Below are 16,719 nucleotides of genomic sequence, written 5' to 3' on the forward strand. Positions count from 1 at the left end.
TTGGAATATCGCAACGACCAGAAGCCATGGGCTAACTCACCAGCAACTTGAAAGTGTTTTTACACACTCTGGGCCGATTGCTGTCTTTCATGAAGGGCCGCAATGGGTCGATAGCGGCCATTCTCGACCGGCCGCAATCAACCCATAGCGGACATTGTTGAATCATGGTTTTCTGATCAAACGGCTGAAAGAAATTGAGCTCAGGCATTGAAGCCCACAACAGCTGCATTGCCTTGGCGAGATCCGCCGGCGCGTATCCACTGAGGGTAAGCCCGCACTGCTGTGCGGGCGCTTGAAACGATCAGAAATTTTCCAGAACGATCTTGCCCCTAGCCTTACCGCTTTCAATGACCGAATGGGCGCGCTTGAGGTTCTCGGCGTTGATCGCACCGAAGTGTTCGCCGAGGGTGGTTTTGAGAACACCATCATCGATCAGCTGCGAAACACGTTCGAGTAGCTGATGCTGCTTGAGCATGTCCTCCGTCTTGTACAGCGAACGCGTAAACATGAGCTCCCAGTGCAGCGAAAGAGACTTGCGCTTGAGCGGCATGACATCCAGCTGGGCGGGGTCATCGATCAGTGCGAGCTTGCCTTGTGGCCGAAGCACTTCCACTAGCTGAGGAAGGTAGGTGTCGGTATGCGTCAGGCTGATCACATAGTCGACTGGATTGAGCTTGAGCTCCTCCAGCTGAAGGGGAATCGACTGAGAGTGATCAATGACATGATGGGCCCCCAGCTCCTTGACCCAGCCTTGGGTTTCAGGCCTTGAGGCAGTGCCGATGACAGTCAGTTGTGTAAGCTTGCTGGCAAGCTGAATCAGGATTGAACCAACGCCACCAGCAGCTCCGATAACCAGCAGGCGTTGATCCTTGCCACCATTCTCTTCAATACCTAGGCGGTCGAACAGCAATTCCCAGGCGGTGATAGAGGTAAGCGGCAAGGCGGCGGCACTGGCGTTGCCCAAGCTGCGAGGTTTGTGCCCCACGATGCGCTCATCCACCACGTGAAGCTCGCTGTAGGTGCCGGGCCGGTCAATGGCACCGGCATAGAACACTTCATCACCGGGTCGGAACAACTTAACCTCAGCACCTATCTCACGGACAACGCCGACAGCATCCCAGCCGAGCACCTGTGGATGCTCTCCGCCACGGCTTGCCCGGACTTTTGTATCAACCGGGTTCACAGCAATAGCTCTGACCTCCACCAGAAGATCCCGAGCACCGGGTTTGGGCGTGGGTAGTTCCGCGTCATAAAGTGATTGCGGATCTTGGATAGGCAAACCGGATTGGGTGTAAACGACAGCCTTCATTGGCTCTACCTCTTTCGAATTCAATAAGTGGGTGCAGGCTGTTCGCTTCGACTCACACAACAAACAACCTGAGGGGAACCAGACCTTCTCACTCGGAATGAAAACGTTGTGGAGCGTCCGTGACCAGGTGGGCTCGCTCCACTCAACCATCATTTGCTAGGAGGGAAATCAATCTCTGTCACGGCCACGTTGTTCAGGTAGTTGGTCAGTGTGAGCAGAGAAACCTGGGCGATCACATCGACGATCCTGGTGTCATCTAGTCCAGCCTCTCGCGCCGCCGCCAATTGAGCATCGCTTAGCTGGCCTCGGCTCAACGTCACCACCCTGGCCAAGGCCGCAACACCGTCGAGCGTTCCGGCACGTGCAGCCAACAAGGCATTCGCATCCAAGCCTGCTTTGCCGCCAAAGAAGCTGTGAGCGGCAATGCAGTAGTCACACCCATTGACTTCCGATGCCGCCAGCGCCACTACCTCACGTTCGCTGGGACTCAAACTGTTCTTGTTCAGCGCCTGCGAAAGCGCGAGATAGCCGGCGAGAGCAGCAGGTGAGTGGGCGAGGGTCGCGAAAGCATTTGGAATGAAACCCAGGCCCTTTTCCACACCTTGTAGGGCGGCTTGGGCAGCCGTAGGAGCTTGGTCGAGCGTCAGTGCATGGATGCGAGTCATGATGCTGTTTCCTTCGCGGGTTATCACTTGGCGTTGTAGCGTGGAGCAAGCTGGTTGCTGGAGAGCTCGCTGAACATGGCTTGCCGGCTGGCTTCATAGCGTTCGAACGATTGCAGGTCGTGCATCGAGGGGATGGAGATCAGCACACCGTCGTCAAAGTCCTGCAGGGCGCCGTCCACCAGATCATGGGCAGACATCACGATGCCCGGATCCAGATTCTCGATAGGCAAGCCGCCGATCTGCCAGAAGTCAGTCGCGGTGGCCCCTGGCAGTACCGCCTGGGTCTTGATGCCTTTGTCCGCAAGTTCTTTGTTCAGAGACTGGGTAAATGCGGTCACATAGGCCTTGCTACCGCCGTACACGCCGTTCAAAAGCTCCGGTGCCAGGCTGACGATGGACGAGATGTTGATAACGGCACCTTGCTTGCGTGTCACAAACCCTGGGATGGCTGCATAGGTAAGCCGGGTTAGAGCGGTGACGTTGAGGGTAATCATTTCGGCCATACGCTCCACGTCACTTTCCAGCAGGCTGGTGTGGGTGCCAATGCCGGCATTATTTACCAGCAGGGTAATCGTGGCGTCTTCACGCAGTTTGCGTTCAACCTTTGCCAAGTCCCCTGCGTTTGCCAGATCTGCCGGAAACACCTCTACGTTCTGGTTGGTTTCCATGGTGAGCCGGCTGGCAAGCGTGTTGAGGCGCTCCCGATTACGAGCGACCAGCACCAAGTCATAACCCCGACGTGCCAAACGTTCCGCGTAGATTGAGCCGATGCCGGTTGAGGCACCGGTGATGAGGGCGGTGCCTTTGGATTGCTGTGTCATGGTCATGCTCCATTGTTTGGATGTGGAGCCATGATGCAGAAGGTCGCTTTCGTCTTAAACGACACATATGATGCGCTTTTAGGACATCGAGCAATGGAGCTCCAACCATGCACCGGGTCGGCTATCTCATCACTGAAGGTTTCCAGGTCATGTCGCTGGCAACCCAGGCCGTATTTGAATTCGCGAACATCGTAGCGGGCGAAACGGTTTATAGGATTCAGAATTTTTCCATCGAGGGCGGCACAGTGCGCTCGTCGCTCGGGATGTATATGGACACGCTACCGCTGGGAGCTCCTAGTTTGGCCGACACCTGGATGATCACGGGGACACTGACCCCGCTGACGCCGCCGAGTGAGGAGGTGCTGGCCAGCGTGCGAGGATTTGCCGACGGCGCTCGACGCACTGCGGGTCTATGCACCGGCTGCTTCGTCTTGGCTCAGGCAGGTGTACTGGAAAATCGTCGAGCCACTACGCACTGGGCCTACGCAAAAAAACTGCGTGAGCTGCACCCGAACATCCAAGTCGAAGAGGATCGGATCTTCATTGTGGATGGGCAGATCTGGACGTCCGCTGGCATGACTGCCGCCCTGGATATGGCGCTTGGCATGGTGGAAAAGGATCTGGGAATCGAGATGGCCAAGTCGGTGGCTAGAAAACTCGTAATGCATCAGCGCCGTTCCGGCGGACAATCCCAGCACTCTGAGTTGCTGGCACTTTCGCCTAAATCAGATCGCATTCAGAGCGCGTTGGATTACGCACGTAAGAATCTGGCCCGTCCGCTGAGTGTCGAGGAGCTTGCAGATGCTGTGCATCTAAGCCCCCGCCAGTTTACTCGTGTGTTCACCGCCGAGACTGGACAATCACCCGCCAAGGCCGTGGAAAGTCTGCGCCTTGAGGCTGCCCGCTTGATGATCGAGCAGAGCCGACACAGTTTGGATGTCGTAGCGAAAGAAACTGGCTTCAGGGATCGCCGGCATATGCGTGAGGTTTTCATTCGTGGCTATGGCGTACCTCCCCAAGCTGTGCGAAGGGACGCCAGGCGTCTGGTATCGGCTTGACGGCAAGGGCCACCTGGGTGGCCCCTTTCCCTTAAGCGGATGTGAAGGCAGCGAGATGGTGAGCCGCAGCCACCGGATACTGCATGTGCGGCCCGTGGCCTGCACTGGCAAAGCTCACAAGCGTCAATGTCGGAAGCTGGCGGCTCAAGGCATACCAGTTTTCAACCGGGAAGACGATGTCGTGATCAGCGCCCAAATGAAGCACGGGGACAGTGGTGCCTTTCAGCGCATTCAACACCGCCTCAGCCGGGAAGACCGGGTTTTTGGGGCCCTCTCCAAGTTGCTGGGCGGCCCAATCGACCGGGACTTGAGGGCTACGCTCCTGCGTCCTTGCAGAGAGACGCTCCCAAGCCCTTTCAGCTGCTGCTCGGCTGACACCAGAGGCTGGTTCGAAGAACAGATTTACGAAATCCTCGAAGTCATTTTCTCGACGAGCCATTTCGTAGAACAGCGCTTCACCGGGTTTTGCCAGGAGCCCAGGAGGAGTGGTGCCAATCAGCACGGCATGGCTTATCAACTGTGGCACTTGGGCCAGTACAACCTGAGCTGCAATGCCTCCAAGTGACCAGCCACCGATGACGACCTTACCGAGCTGCAGCGCTTGAATGAGTTCGATAGCGTCCTTCGCCAGTGCTCCAGGGTTGTAGCTGGGAGAGCCGCCTGATTGGCCCAGTCCGCTGTAGTCAAAAATGGTTACTTCAAAACCGAGTTCGGCAAGGTTATCCAGAAACAGCGGATCCCAGTCGTCCATGGTGCCGCGATAGCGAACGAGCAGTACGAGGGGCTGGCCGCTGCCGATGGTTCGATATGCCAATCGACGGTCATTCAAGTCGATGAATTTAGTCGGGGCATTAACGCTGAGCGATGTAGCAGTCATGGTGGGCACATCCGTGATGGTGGGGTTTGAGCAATCCTGACCTACCACCTGATGGCCTTAAACGTCGTTTAGAGGCGTGATTCGAGACATATGCTTCGCGGTCTGCAGCCCATCGTAATCGCGGGCGTTACGGCTGCGGGACAGAAGAAGATGACGACATGAGCGACTGCTTTTGACCGATTGTTGCCTGTCACGAAGGGCCGCAACCGACCCAAAGCGGCCGGTCAGCACCGACATAAATCGGCCAGAAGCTGCCCTTCCCCCCGACGGCAAGGCTCAGCCACGCGCTGTAGCCGCTGCCAGTGATATTCAAAAAATCTTGATGGGTATGGTGGTAACCAACCGCAATTCGTCATAGTTACCGTCGACCTGCCCTCCTCTTGCCCTGTGGTGAAACCACGCGGGGCGTAATGTCATGTTTTTGAGCGCGCCGGACTGAACAACGTATTTGACGCTAACACCCACCTCCCAATGGCTCGCACCGTCCAGGCTCCGAACCCCATACCCCAGGTGCGCTCCATTGCGATCACCGTCGTAGTGAGTGCCATCAATATCCCAACCGCTGGCATACCACGTAGTGAAACTGAGCCCCGGTGCTCCAAAGGCGGCCATATCCAAGCCATACCGAACCATGGCTGCTTTTTCGTTAGGGCCGTTAAAGTCAGAGTAATATTGTACCGGGTTGTAGTTCCCTACCGTTTCCTGGGGGTAATCGAAAAACTCATTACCCAATACTTGCTGGTAGCCCACGCCGAGTAAATGCGGACCGAAAGTCAGCGTTTGCGAGATACTAGCGGAACTGTTGTCAATATAGCCCAACTGGCGACTGCCTTGGTCATGAGTACTATAGTAAGCAAGTTTCGTTTGCAACCCCCATTTACCGACCGCTCTAACGGCCGTTAGCCCTGCATGGTACCGATCCCATGCATTTTCATAGCGATTGAAATATAGACTGCCACTCACCCCGTTCCAGGGCAACGTGTCGAGACCTGCAATGAACACGCTATCCCCCGCGTATTTAGGGTTGCCGTAGGTACTCACAAACCGGTCCGCATTAGAGCTGGTTCGACCCAGTACCCGATCAAACCAAGCCATCTGCGCGTTCATACCTGGAATATCAGAGGACTTGACTTGTATACCTTGAAAGGTGGGTGGAATTGCCCGGTTGTCCTTGGGCCAAAGCACGGGGGTATTTACGCTGAATCTTCCTGCTTTAATTTCAGTCCCGCTCACCCGCATCCGTATATCAGCTACCCCAAGGTGGCCCCAATTATCGACAGGCGTACCATTGTTCTCTACAGGGATTCGATCGCCGCCACCCGCCACGCGCCCTTTACCGCGCTCCAGCAGTGTTGCGCCATAAAAAGATGCATCAAAGCCAATACCTATAAGACCCGGTGTCCATCCGGTGACAAGGTTGAGCATCGCGCCCTGCACCCAAGAAGTACGCCGACTTGTAAGCTCTTTCTGGCTCCCTTTCGGAATGCTCAGCGAGCTGCCACTAAGCGTCCGCTGTTCGGCGAAGAAATTGCGCAGGTCCAGTGTCAGGTGCGCGTCGTCGATAAAGCCGTTTTCAAGAGTCTCGGACGCCTGTGCGCACGAGAAACACAGGGTAGGGAAAAGCACAGCTATAAGCTTTCTCATTACCGCTCCTACTGCATTAGATTAAACGCATGAGGGCAGATAAAAGCGGACGCAGCATTGCCTCGGGCGGCACTCTCCGCAGACATCTTCGTTATTATTTTTGTGGGCGCGACAAGAATTCGACGTGACCGGAGAGTTCACTATAAAGATCCTGCGCGCCGATCCAACTCAAAAAAAATGATCATAATAGACAGGTGTTATCAAAAGCTGCGAAAACCAATCGTTATCGCGATAGCTAAAAGCGATATCAGCCTGGCACCAATGCTGCCTCATTTTCAGTTGAGTTAGGCGTAAACAAGGAAGGATTTCTTTACATGAAGCTTCACCAGTTACGAGCGTTACTAGCCGTTGCAGAGAGTGGCAGCATCCACGAAGCCGCCAAGGTGGTGCATATTTCGCAACCTGCCCTCTCCAAAAGCATTAAGGATCTAGAAGAGGATCTGGGCGTCCCCCTGCTCATACGCTCCAACCGTGGTATCACCGTCACCGGTTACGGGGAACGTTTGGTGGATCGCGCACGCCTGATCGTGGGGGAAACCCGCAAAGCGAGAGAGGAAATCACTTTCCTGAAAGACTCGCAGGGCGGGCGAGTATCGATAGGGGTAGCACCGGTAACCCCCACCCCGGAATTTGTCAGGTGCATCCAGCAGTATCGCCGTCGTAACCCCACCATCAACCTGCAAATCACCGAACTGCGACCTGCGCAGCTGATGAGTGGAATGCGTCAGGGTACGCTCGACATGGCCCTGACCAGCCAGCCGCCAAATCGGACGCTGGAGGGGTTCGATTGGCATCATTTGTACCATCAGGAAATGACCATCGCCGTCCGCGATGGTCATCCCAGAGCCAACGTCAGGCGCTTGAGTGAGCTGCTTGAGGAGGAATGGTTAATCCCTGACCCTGTCGACGTGTCTCTTGCGGCAGACATGTTCCAAGAGAGTGGACTGCCCCTGCCACCACGCATCATCGAGTGTTCGTCGCTGCTCCTGTATGCCGAGCTGGCCATGTCCCTGGACGCCATCAGCTTCTGGTCGCACCGGGCCTTCAATCTTTCGGTGATACGCAAAAACATGGTGCCCTTGCAACTGGATGACCCCATCCCCTCTACGGATATCTCAGTGGTTTCAAGGCCAACGTCCTTGATGTCCCCTCCGGTACGTAACCTGGTCGAGGACCTTATCTGGGCCTACCAATCAAGAGGCGCTCAATAACCGGCCGCTATCAGAATCGAAATTGATGATTACTCAGTCCGATTATCAGCGGGCATGCTGGCCTACCTTCGAATTCAAGGAGATACACAATGGGTAGCCCAGCAAAACTGATTCCGGAAATTGTGGAGTGGCAAGACGAATTCGCCAAGATTCGCCAAGACTTCCACCAGCATCCCGAACTGGGTTTCGAGGAACAGCGAACCAGTGCAAAAGTAGCTGAACTGCTGGCCCAATGGGGCTATGAGGTTCATCGTGGCATTGGCGGTACTGGCGTCGTTGGGGTATTACGCAAGGGCAGCGCGCCGCGTAGCATCGGGATCCGTGCGGACATGGATGCGCTGCCTATCAACGAAGTCGGGACCTGTGGTTACCGCAGTAGCACCACGGGAAAAATGCACGCCTGCGGCCACGATGGCCATACCGCCACCCTGCTCTGCGCAGCCAAGTACCTGGCCCAGCACGGTCAATTCAACGGCACCCTCAACCTCATATTCCAACCTGCCGAAGAACTGCTCGGCGGTGCTCGCGCCATGCTGGATGATGGGCTGCTGGAGCGCTTCCCCTGTGATTCGTTGTTTGCCTTGCATACCGCACCCGGACTCGCGCTGGGGCATGTGCTGATTTGCGAGGGAGCCCTGACCGCCTCTTCAGATCGGGTGAGCATCACCTTGACCGGGCAAGGTGGGCATGGCGCCATGCCGCACAAGACTCGCGACCCCATCATTGCTGCGGCCGCGCTGGTGGGTGCGCTGCAAAGCATCGTCTCGCGAAATGTACCGGCCAGCGAGGTGGCGGTGATCACCGTGGGCGCGATCCAGGCCGGAGAAGCCGCCAACGTAATTCCGGACGAGGCGCTGCTGCGCCTGAGTGTAAGGGCTACCAAGCCAGACATTCGAGATCTGCTCGAGCAACGCATCGGCGAGACCGTCCACGGTATTGCGGCGGCGCATGGGGTATCCGGCAATATCCATTACGAGCGCCTGGTACCCGTGCTGGTGAATGAAGCAACGGCCACCCAGCGCATCCTGGATGTCGCCCGGGACGTGTTCGGCGCCGAGCGGATCGTGACGCGGGTGCCCAGTGGCTTCCTCGGCAGCGAAGATTTCGCCTGGATGCTGCAGGAACGTCCCGGCTGCTACGTCGCGCTGGGCAATGGCACGGCCGGCGCCAATGGCTGCTCGGTGCACAACCCCGGTTTTGATTTCAACGACGAAGCCATCGTCTACGGCGCTAGCCTGTGGGCGCAACTGGTTGAAACGTCATTGGCTGCACAATAAGGAAAAGACTTATGCGCCCTTCTCGCCGCGCTGTTGTGGTGGTACTGCTCATGCTGGTGATGATGCTGAGCATCGTCGATAAAACCATCTTTGCCTTCGCTGGCCCGAAAATCATCGATGAGCTGCAACTGAGCCCTGTCACCTTCGGGTTGATCGGCAGTTCTTTCTACTGCCTCTACTCGATCAGTGGAGTAGTGGTAGGTTTCCTGGCCAATCGCGTGCCAACCCGGTGGATCCTGGTGGCGATGGCCATTGTCTGGATGATCTCCCAGGTGCTCACCGGCCTCAGCCAGACACTGATGGCATTGGTCATCGGGCGCCTGCTGCTGGGTGCAGGTACGGGACCTGCAACCGCCGTCAGCCAACACGCCTGTTTCAAGTGGTTTGATGCGCAGAACCGGGTAGTCCCCTCTTCTCTCATCCAGGCCGCGATCATGCTCGGGGCGCTAACAGGTGGCATTGGCTTGCCCCTGGCTATCAGCTGGGTGGGCTGGCGCGGCGCCTACTTCATGCTGGCCGGCGCCAGTGTCATCTGGATGGCCGCCTGGATGATTTTCGGTGCCGAGGGCAATCGCGGCATCGCCGTGCAGCATGTCCCACCGGGGGAAGGCAACTACCGCCGTCTGCTGATGAATCGTACCTACCTGTGGATTACCCTGCTGGGCTTCCTGGGGTACCTGCCCAACGCCCTCGCCTACAGCTGGATACCCGTCTACATGCAGAAAGGCCACGGGCTCACCCCCATGGAAAATGGCTACCTTGCGGTGCTGGCGACCAGCCTGATCCTGGTGGTGAACCTTGTCGTGTCACTGCTGGCCCGAAGGGCCGCCCTGCGGGGCGCATCGCTGCAGGCCACCCTGGTGGCGATACCCATGGTTGCTTCGGTGTTGGCGGGCGTGGCGTACGTCGTACTCGTGCTTCATCACGGCAGCCGGGCATCAAGCATTGCCATCTACTGCGTGGGTGGGGTGCTGATCAACATTCTGCCCACGTTCAGCAATGCCATCGTGGCGCACATCGCACCGCCGCAAAAACGTGGCTCGATGTTAGCCATCCACTTGGGGGTTTCGACAAGTGCGGGCATCCTCGCGCCGTGGATTGTCGGGCAGATGGTGGCGCATTTTGGTGGAGACATCGTCCATGGCTTTGAGGTGGCGCTTGCCGGATTCGGCGTCGCCATTGTCGCTGCGGGCATGATTGGCTTGCGCATGGTGCAGCCTGAGAAGGCTCGGCAGGCATTGGCAGCGGGCGAGGAAACATCTGCCTACCCGCTGAACACAGCGCCAATTTGAAATCAGCGGCTTCAAGCCGGCAGGGTAGCGTGACCCGGGCGCTATCGCACCCTGGCATGGCCGCCATGCCAGCGCCGTATTGGCGGCTGGCGGCGGTGCCTTCTAGAGTGAGCGCCTTGAGCACAACAAGGACCCTTTCATGCTGCCTCGACGTTCGCCACACTGCCTGCTGGCGTTGGCGCTGATGACTCCACTGGCCGCAGTTGCGACCCAGCCTGCCGCCAGCAAGGCGCCTACCCCCTTCACCCTGCAAAGCAACCAGCAATGGCTCAAGCGCCTGCCCTTCGACAATACCGCTGACTTCGACGCAGCGCGCCGAGGGCTGATCGAGGCGTTCGACGGCACCGTGCGCAACGCCGACGGCCAGCCGGTGTGGGACCGCGCCAGTTATGATTTTCTGGATGGCGCGCAGGCGCCAGGGTCGGTGAACCCCAGCCTGTGGCGAATCGCGCAGTTGAACAACATCGCCGGGCTGTTCCAGGTCAGTGACCGCATCTTCCAGGTACGTGGCCTGGACCTGGCCAACATGACCATCGTGGAAGGCGACAGCGGCCTGATCGTCATTGATCCGCTGCTTTCGGTGGAAACCGCCCGCGCAGCAATGGCCCTGTACTTGAAGCATCGGCCAGCCAAGCCGGTGGTGGCGGTCATCTACACCCACCCGCATATCGACCATTTTGGCGGCGTGCGCGGGGTCATCGACGAGGCGGACGTCAAGACCGGCAAGGTCCAGGTGATCGCCCCGCAAGGGTTCTTCGAACACGCGGTCAGCGAGAACGTGCTGGCCGGGCCGGCCATGAAGCGCCGCGCCCAGTACATGTACGGCAGCCTGCTGCCCCACGGCGACCAAGGCCAAGTGGATGCAGGCCTGGGCAAGGGCGTGCCGAGCGCACCCACCGTCAGCCTGATCGCCCCGACCCGCGAAATCACCCAGCCGTTGGAAACCATCGTTCTGGATGGCGTGACCATTGAGTTGCAACTGACGCCGGGTACCGAGGCACCGGCGGAGATGAACCTGTACTTCCCGCAGTTCAAGGCACTGTGCCTGGCGGAGAACGCCACCCATACCCAACACAACGTATTGACCCTGCGCGGCGCCCTGGTGCGCGACCCCAAGGTGTGGGCCCGTTACCTGGACGAGGCGCTGGTGCGCTACGGCGACCGTGCCGAGGTGGAATTCGCCCAACACCACTGGCCCACCTGGGGTGGCGCCAACATCCGCGCATTCATGGCCGACCAGCGCGACCTGTATGCCTGGCTGGACAACCAGACCCTGCGCCTTATCAATCAGGGCCTGACACCCGACGACATCGCCGCGCGCCAGGCCACCCTGCCCCCCAACCTGGCCAACAAGTGGTATACCCGCGACTATTACGGCTCGCTGAGCTTCAACGTACGCGCCGTCTACCAACGCTACATGGGGTTCTATGACGGCAACCCTGCCCACCTTGACCCGCTGCCTCCGCAGGCCGCCGGCCAGCGCTACGTGCAAGCCATGGGCGGCGCCGAGCAAGTGCTGGCCAAGGCGCGCCAGGCATTCGCGGCCGGGGATTACCGCTGGGTGGCCGAACTGGTCAATCACCTGGTCTTCGCCGAGCCCGGCAATACGCAGGCGCGCCAACTGCAGGCCGACGCCCTTGAGCAATTGGGCTACCAGAGCGAAAACGCCACCTGGCGCAACGCCTACCTCACCGGCGCCCAAGAGCTGCGCCAGGGCATAGCCCCGCCAGCTGCCAGCGGCAACGTGGTCGACATGGTGCGGGCGCTCACACCGTCGATGTTTTTCGACTACCTTGCGGTGCGGGTGAATGCTGAAAAAGCCGCCGACACCAACCTGACCATCAACTGGCGCTTCACCGACCTGGACGACAGCTATGCGTTAACCTTGCGCAACGGCGTGCTCACCCATCGCGACCACTGCCAGCACCCGCAAGCCGACGTGACGGTGGCCATGAGCAAGGACACCCTGGACCGGATTGCCTTGAAGCAGACCGGCTTCCTCAAGCAGGTGCTGACGGGCGGCATTGCCATCAGCGGCGAACGCTTCAGCTTTTTGCGCTTCATGGCGCAGCTCGATGAAGCCGATGGCCGCTTCAACATCGTTACCCCATAGAACGCCGGTGTTCAGCGCACGCCATAGCTGCGCAGCGCCCCCGGCGAGAAGTACGAGACGCTGGCCGGTGTGTCGAACGCATACGGCCGGCGCTGCTCGTTGGTCAGCCCTGAAACGTGGTAGCGACCGTTGTTCAGGTCGTAGGTCACCTCCACCGCGTTCAGCGCCGCCCCCGCTGCCACATGGTAGTAGGTGTGGGCTTCGGCGGTACGCCACAGGTGCCCCTGGCGGTCGTAGTAATCTGCCTCGACGATCGCCCAGGTGTCTTCGTCCAGATAGTACCGACGCTGCCCGTAGAGATGCTGCGCCCCAGGCTTGAGCGTGGCCACCAGCTCCCACACCCGGTGCAGTTCATAGCGCGTGGCCTGTGCTGCCAGGTGGCCAGGTTGCAGCAGCTGGGCATAGCGCAACGTGGGCGAGGCCAGGCGGTAGCTGTTGTACGGCACGTATAGCGGCTTCTTGCCCAGCAGGTGCCAGTCATAACGGTCTGGCGCACCGTTGAACATGTCGCGGCTGTCGGCAGTGCGCAGCCCGGCGGTGCCCGGCGCCGTGCTGTCATAGTCCAGCCCCGGCGCACGACGCACCCGACGTTGGCCGGCACTGTAGACCCAGGCCAGGCGTGGCTGAGCCACCTGATCCAGGGTTTCATGCACTACCACCGCGTCACCGGCCACACGCGACGGCGCAGTGACCTGCTGGCTGAAGTAATACAGCACATTGTCCGCCTCCCCTGGCGCCAGCCCTTGCACCGCGTCGCTGCGGGCAAACCGCTGGCGGGCGCTGCTGATGACGAAACGGCCGGTGCGCTGCGGTGTGGCGCTGTCCGCGACCTGGCTGAAACTGGCATTGCGGCTGCGCGTCAGGTGATTCCACAGCACCTCCAGTCCCGTGGTCGGCAGCGGGAATGCCACTGCGCCGCTGAAGCCCTGCACGCCATTGCCATCGTCGCTGAGCCGCGCACGCACAGCATTAATGGCGGCCCAGCGTTGCAGGGCGGCTGGCACGCCAACGCTGCGGTGGCTGCGGTAGACCGGCAGGCGCCAGGTGTCGGGATAGCGCTGGAGCAGCGCGATCTGCCCGGCGCTGAGTTGCCCCTGATAGGCCTGGTAATTGGCGGCGGTGATGGTGAACAGCGCGGTCTCGTTGGCATAAGGATCCAGGGGCGTGCCGTTGGCCGACATGGCTGCGGCCTCCTGGCCAAGGCCACCCTCCCACGGCGGGATGCGCCCGTCGGCGCTGCCAGCACGCTCGGCGCCCACCGGGGTCAGGTCTGCCTGCAGCCGTGCTGCCTGGCGAGCGTCCACCGCCGCCATCGCAGGGTCTGCCACCATCAGCACCGCGGCCATGCATATCAGTCGGTTCATCGGCATTGCTCCTGTTCAGAATGTGACACCCAGGCCAAGCGCCACATAATCACGGTCACCGCGAATGCCGTAGTCGCCATCCACGTAGTTGGTGTATGAAATGCTCGCTGTGTAGGTAGCGCTCAGCGCGGCGTCCACGCCCACGCTGATGGCCTTGTTGCCCTCGCTGAAGGCCGAGCCCTCGGCTGGCGAAGTGCCCTTGACGTCGTGGGACCAGGACAGACTGGGACGCAGGTCAACGCCTGCGAAAATGTTGGGGTAGGTCCAGGTGGCGCGCAGCCGATAGCCCCAGGCGAACGGCGTCACGAAGCCGTCGTCATTGCAGTGATCAGGGGTCTTCGATGACGCCAGGCATAGCGCATTGTTCGCCAGCTCGCCACTGCCGAAGGTGCCGGAACGGCCATAGCGCGGCCCATCGCGTCCCTCCAGTCGAGCGACATGAGTGACGCCGGCCTCCCCCACCAGCACCAGTTGGTTGGCGCCCATCACTTGGCTGAAAACGTGAATCGCGGAAACCTGGGCCTGCGTCACCGGCTTGCGGCGGTAGCCGTCGTATACCGTGCTGTCCCGGTCCGGGCGCAAGCCGTCGGCGTTGAGCGGTGAGCGGCTGGCGTTGATCAGAGATTGGATCAGGTCATTGCCATTGAGCTGCACCGGCAGGTTGGGGCGGTAGCTCAACTCGCCTTGCAACGCCGTCCCCGTACGCAAGGTAGTGGCGAACGAAACGCCCAGCAGGTGGATATCCTCGGGGTACTGGGCCAGATACCGGGAGGTCCCCAGACGCAGGGCCGCTACCAGCGACTGGCCGTTGGCCGATGACAGGAAGGCCGAACAGCCCCCCCTTGCCACGCCGATGTTGCTGCACAAGCCGGAGGCAAAGCCGGTGTTGCTGTAGTACGGGCTGCTGACAGTGCCCAGGTATGGTACGCGACTGTGGTAGTTGGCGGCGTAGACGCCGAACTCGGTATCCAGGGCGCCCACATACCAGTGCAGCGCAGCGCCGAACTGGCCGCTGTCGCGAGGGTCGTCGTCACTGGCGCGGGGAATGCGAATGCCTTCCTCGGTCAGGTTGACCCCGAACGGTGTCAGCCCTGCCAGCGCCGCGGCGTTGCCACGCAATTGCGCGCCCACGTCCAGGCCGCTGCAACCCGGGGGGATGAAGTCGTTACTGGAGAAAAACGTGCCGCAGTTATCCAACTGGGTCTTTTCCCAGCCCAGTTGATAGAACGCATCGAATGACAGGTTTTCAGTGATGTTCTGCGTCAGGTAGAACAGGTTGACCGGCACCAGCGCGTCCTTGACCTCGGCACCCGGGCGGCGAATGGCGGACTGGTTGAACGGATTGATTACGTTCAGGCCGCCCTGGATGAAGGTGCTCTCGCCCCAGTTCACCACCTGCCGCCCCAGCCGCGCCGAGCCGGGCTGGCCGCTGACGTCGTACCGGTAGTAGCCGAAGGCGTCAAGCCACTGGGCACCGCTGGATCGGGCAGCAGTGTCGCGACCTTGGTTGTCGACGTCCTTGAAGCGCTGGCTTTGCTCCTGCAGCACGGCGTCATACCAATAGGTGCCACGCAGCACCAAGCCCATGTCACCGCGACGCAATTCAAGGTCATGAGTGCCTCGGTACAGCCGCGAAAACTCGTCGCCGGCGCGGAAATTGCGCCTGCCATCATCGCTGTTGGCGCTGTTTTCCAGCGCCGCGCTGGGGTGAGTGGTGGAGAAGGCGGTGCTCACTGACAGTGACGAATCCAGCTGGCCCTCGACCTCGCCCCACTGCCATTGCAGGGCGTTGGCGGACGGCGTCAACAAGCCTAATGAAAGCAGGACAACGGGCTGGCGCAACGCGCCGCGCAGGGAGAATGCCATCACTCTTTTTCCTCGTATTCTTGTGCTTATTCGAGAGTGAGAACTGATGATGGGCGCGACAGGCGACTGTCGTTCAAGCGTATCCGGTGGTCCGGTGGAAGATCATTCACCTCACTGCTGCAGGGTTCCCCGGGATAGGGGGTTCAGCGATACTAGGAGCCCCGTCCGCGTGCCACAAATAGCGTCTTCGGATGGGCGCCATAACGCTTCGGCATAGCCACGGAACGCACACCCATGACCCTCAAGCAGCTTCGCTACCTGATCGCCATTGCCGAGGCCGGCAGCTTCTCCGCCGCCGCCCGGCGCGCCTATATCGCCCAGCCAGCCCTGAGCCGGCAGATGGGGCTGCTGGAAAGTGAGCTGGACATGCAGTTGCTGGCCCGGCAGCACGACGGTATCGACCTGACCGATGCCGGGCGGCAGTTGTATGAAGTGGCGCGCACCGTGATCCAGATGCTCGATTCGGTCAAGGACGAGCTGCGCTCCAGCCGCGGCGCGCCCATGGGCCACGTGGCCATCTCGATTCCAGCCACGGCCTCGGCGCTGCTGTTGCCCAGCATGATTGCCCAGGCCGAGCAGAAATTCCCCGGGGTCAGTTTGACCGTGCGCGACGGCCTGAGCCACGAAGGAGGCCAGGCCATCGAACTGGGCAAGGTCGATTTCGGCGTGGTGCCTAACGCCGAGGAACTGCAGGACGTAGTTGCCGACCCGGTGTTCAGCGAGGACCTGTATTGGGTGGGCCCGCCCGGCATTGGTGGCCCCATCACCTTGGCCCAAGCGGCGGCGACACGGCTGGTGATGCCGCCGCGTGCCCTGCACCTGCGGCGCCGATTGGAACAGGCAGCCATGGAGGCCGGGGTGGCGCTCAACTGTGTCTACGAGCAACAGTCGGCACCCGGCATCGCCAGCCTGGTGCGCGCCGGGCTGGCAGCAACCATCAGCAACTGGCCGCCGCTGGAAGAACTGCTGGCCCCCACCAGCGCGCGCCTGATCATCGAGCCGCGCATCACCCGCACCGTGTCCATTGCCCATTCACTGCACAAGCCGCTTTCGTTCGCTGCCGCCTGCCTGCGCGACCTGGTGCGCGGATTGCTGGTGGAGGCGGTAAGCGATGGGCGCTGGCAAGGCACCCTCATCGAACGCAGCGAACCGTAGGAGTCGGCCTTGGCCGCGTTCCAGATGCAGCAATCGTCTTGTGGGGGCTGGCTCGCGAGCTTTTAGG

At 60.2% G+C, this 16,719-nt stretch carries 13 protein-coding genes; 6 read left to right on the plus strand and 7 right to left on the minus strand.

Features of this window, described 5'->3' with window-relative positions; genetic code table 11:
* Positions 1 to 301 precede the first annotated feature (301 nt).
* The 3 genes from ACWKWX_RS20020 to ACWKWX_RS20030 form a co-directional block, all read right to left on the minus strand.
* Entirely contained in the window at positions 302 to 1,309 is a 1,008-nt protein-coding gene (locus ACWKWX_RS20020; protein ID WP_483828667.1) for a zinc-binding alcohol dehydrogenase family protein, read from the minus strand.
* Between the two features lie 149 nt (positions 1,310 to 1,458).
* Complete coding sequence (locus ACWKWX_RS20025) at positions 1,459 to 1,974, minus strand: carboxymuconolactone decarboxylase family protein (protein ID WP_483828668.1); 516 nt, start codon at positions 1,972 to 1,974, stop codon at positions 1,459 to 1,461.
* A gap of 23 nt (positions 1,975 to 1,997) precedes the next feature.
* A complete protein-coding gene (locus ACWKWX_RS20030) occupies positions 1,998 to 2,795 on the minus strand; it encodes an SDR family NAD(P)-dependent oxidoreductase (protein WP_435424630.1) in 798 nt (265 codons plus the stop codon).
* Between the two features lie 107 nt (positions 2,796 to 2,902).
* On the opposite strand from ACWKWX_RS20030, the gene ACWKWX_RS20035 reads away from it, so the two are divergent.
* Positions 2,903 to 3,853: a GlxA family transcriptional regulator gene (locus tag ACWKWX_RS20035; RefSeq protein WP_049276379.1), complete on the plus strand. Its 951-nt coding sequence runs from the start codon at positions 2,903 to 2,905 to the stop codon at positions 3,851 to 3,853.
* A gap of 31 nt (positions 3,854 to 3,884) precedes the next feature.
* Here the strand turns inward: ACWKWX_RS20035 and ACWKWX_RS20040 are convergent, their stop codons facing one another.
* Together ACWKWX_RS20040 and ACWKWX_RS20045 are read right to left on the minus strand one after the other, a co-directional pair.
* The gene (locus tag ACWKWX_RS20040; protein ID WP_435424629.1) at positions 3,885 to 4,730 is read right to left on the minus strand and encodes an alpha/beta fold hydrolase; all 846 of its coding nucleotides are present in this window, start codon (positions 4,728 to 4,730) and stop codon (positions 3,885 to 3,887) included.
* A gap of 309 nt (positions 4,731 to 5,039) precedes the next feature.
* Positions 5,040 to 6,374, minus strand: coding sequence for an OprD family outer membrane porin (locus ACWKWX_RS20045; protein ID WP_483828669.1), 1,335 nt, complete (start codon positions 6,372 to 6,374; stop codon positions 5,040 to 5,042).
* A 314-nt stretch (positions 6,375 to 6,688) separates the two neighbouring features.
* On the opposite strand from ACWKWX_RS20045, the gene ACWKWX_RS20050 reads away from it, so the two are divergent.
* The 4 genes from ACWKWX_RS20050 to ACWKWX_RS20065 all read left to right on the plus strand — a co-directional run bounded on the left by ACWKWX_RS20050 (position 6,689) and on the right by ACWKWX_RS20065 (position 12,267).
* Positions 6,689 to 7,585: a LysR family transcriptional regulator gene (locus ACWKWX_RS20050; protein ID WP_483828670.1), complete on the plus strand. Its 897-nt coding sequence runs from the start codon at positions 6,689 to 6,691 to the stop codon at positions 7,583 to 7,585.
* A gap of 89 nt (positions 7,586 to 7,674) precedes the next feature.
* Positions 7,675 to 8,862: a M20 aminoacylase family protein gene (locus ACWKWX_RS20055; RefSeq protein ID WP_483828671.1), complete on the plus strand. Its 1,188-nt coding sequence runs from the start codon at positions 7,675 to 7,677 to the stop codon at positions 8,860 to 8,862.
* Between the two features lie 11 nt (positions 8,863 to 8,873).
* Positions 8,874 to 10,154 (plus strand): MFS transporter, encoded by a 1,281-nt coding sequence (locus ACWKWX_RS20060; RefSeq protein ID WP_483828672.1) that lies wholly within the window; start codon positions 8,874 to 8,876, stop codon positions 10,152 to 10,154.
* Between the two features lie 139 nt (positions 10,155 to 10,293).
* Complete coding sequence (locus tag ACWKWX_RS20065; protein WP_483828673.1) at positions 10,294 to 12,267, plus strand: alkyl/aryl-sulfatase; 1,974 nt, start codon at positions 10,294 to 10,296, stop codon at positions 12,265 to 12,267.
* Between the two features lie 11 nt (positions 12,268 to 12,278).
* Here the strand turns inward: ACWKWX_RS20065 and ACWKWX_RS20070 are convergent, their stop codons facing one another.
* Together ACWKWX_RS20070 and ACWKWX_RS20075 are read right to left on the minus strand one after the other, a co-directional pair.
* Positions 12,279 to 13,598 carry a DUF1329 domain-containing protein gene (locus ACWKWX_RS20070; protein WP_483828768.1) on the minus strand — a complete coding sequence of 440 codons (1,320 nt, stop codon included), beginning with the start codon at positions 13,596 to 13,598 and terminating at the stop codon, positions 12,279 to 12,281.
* Positions 13,599 to 13,646: 48 nt separating this feature from the next.
* A complete protein-coding gene (locus ACWKWX_RS20075; RefSeq protein WP_483828674.1) occupies positions 13,647 to 15,497 on the minus strand; it encodes a DUF1302 domain-containing protein in 1,851 nt (616 codons plus the stop codon).
* A 234-nt stretch (positions 15,498 to 15,731) separates the two neighbouring features.
* On the opposite strand from ACWKWX_RS20075, the gene ACWKWX_RS20080 reads away from it, so the two are divergent.
* Positions 15,732 to 16,652: a LysR family transcriptional regulator gene (locus tag ACWKWX_RS20080; RefSeq protein WP_483828675.1), complete on the plus strand. Its 921-nt coding sequence runs from the start codon at positions 15,732 to 15,734 to the stop codon at positions 16,650 to 16,652.
* Positions 16,653 to 16,719 lie beyond the last annotated feature (67 nt).

Source organism: Pseudomonas imperatae, assembly GCF_057128625.1.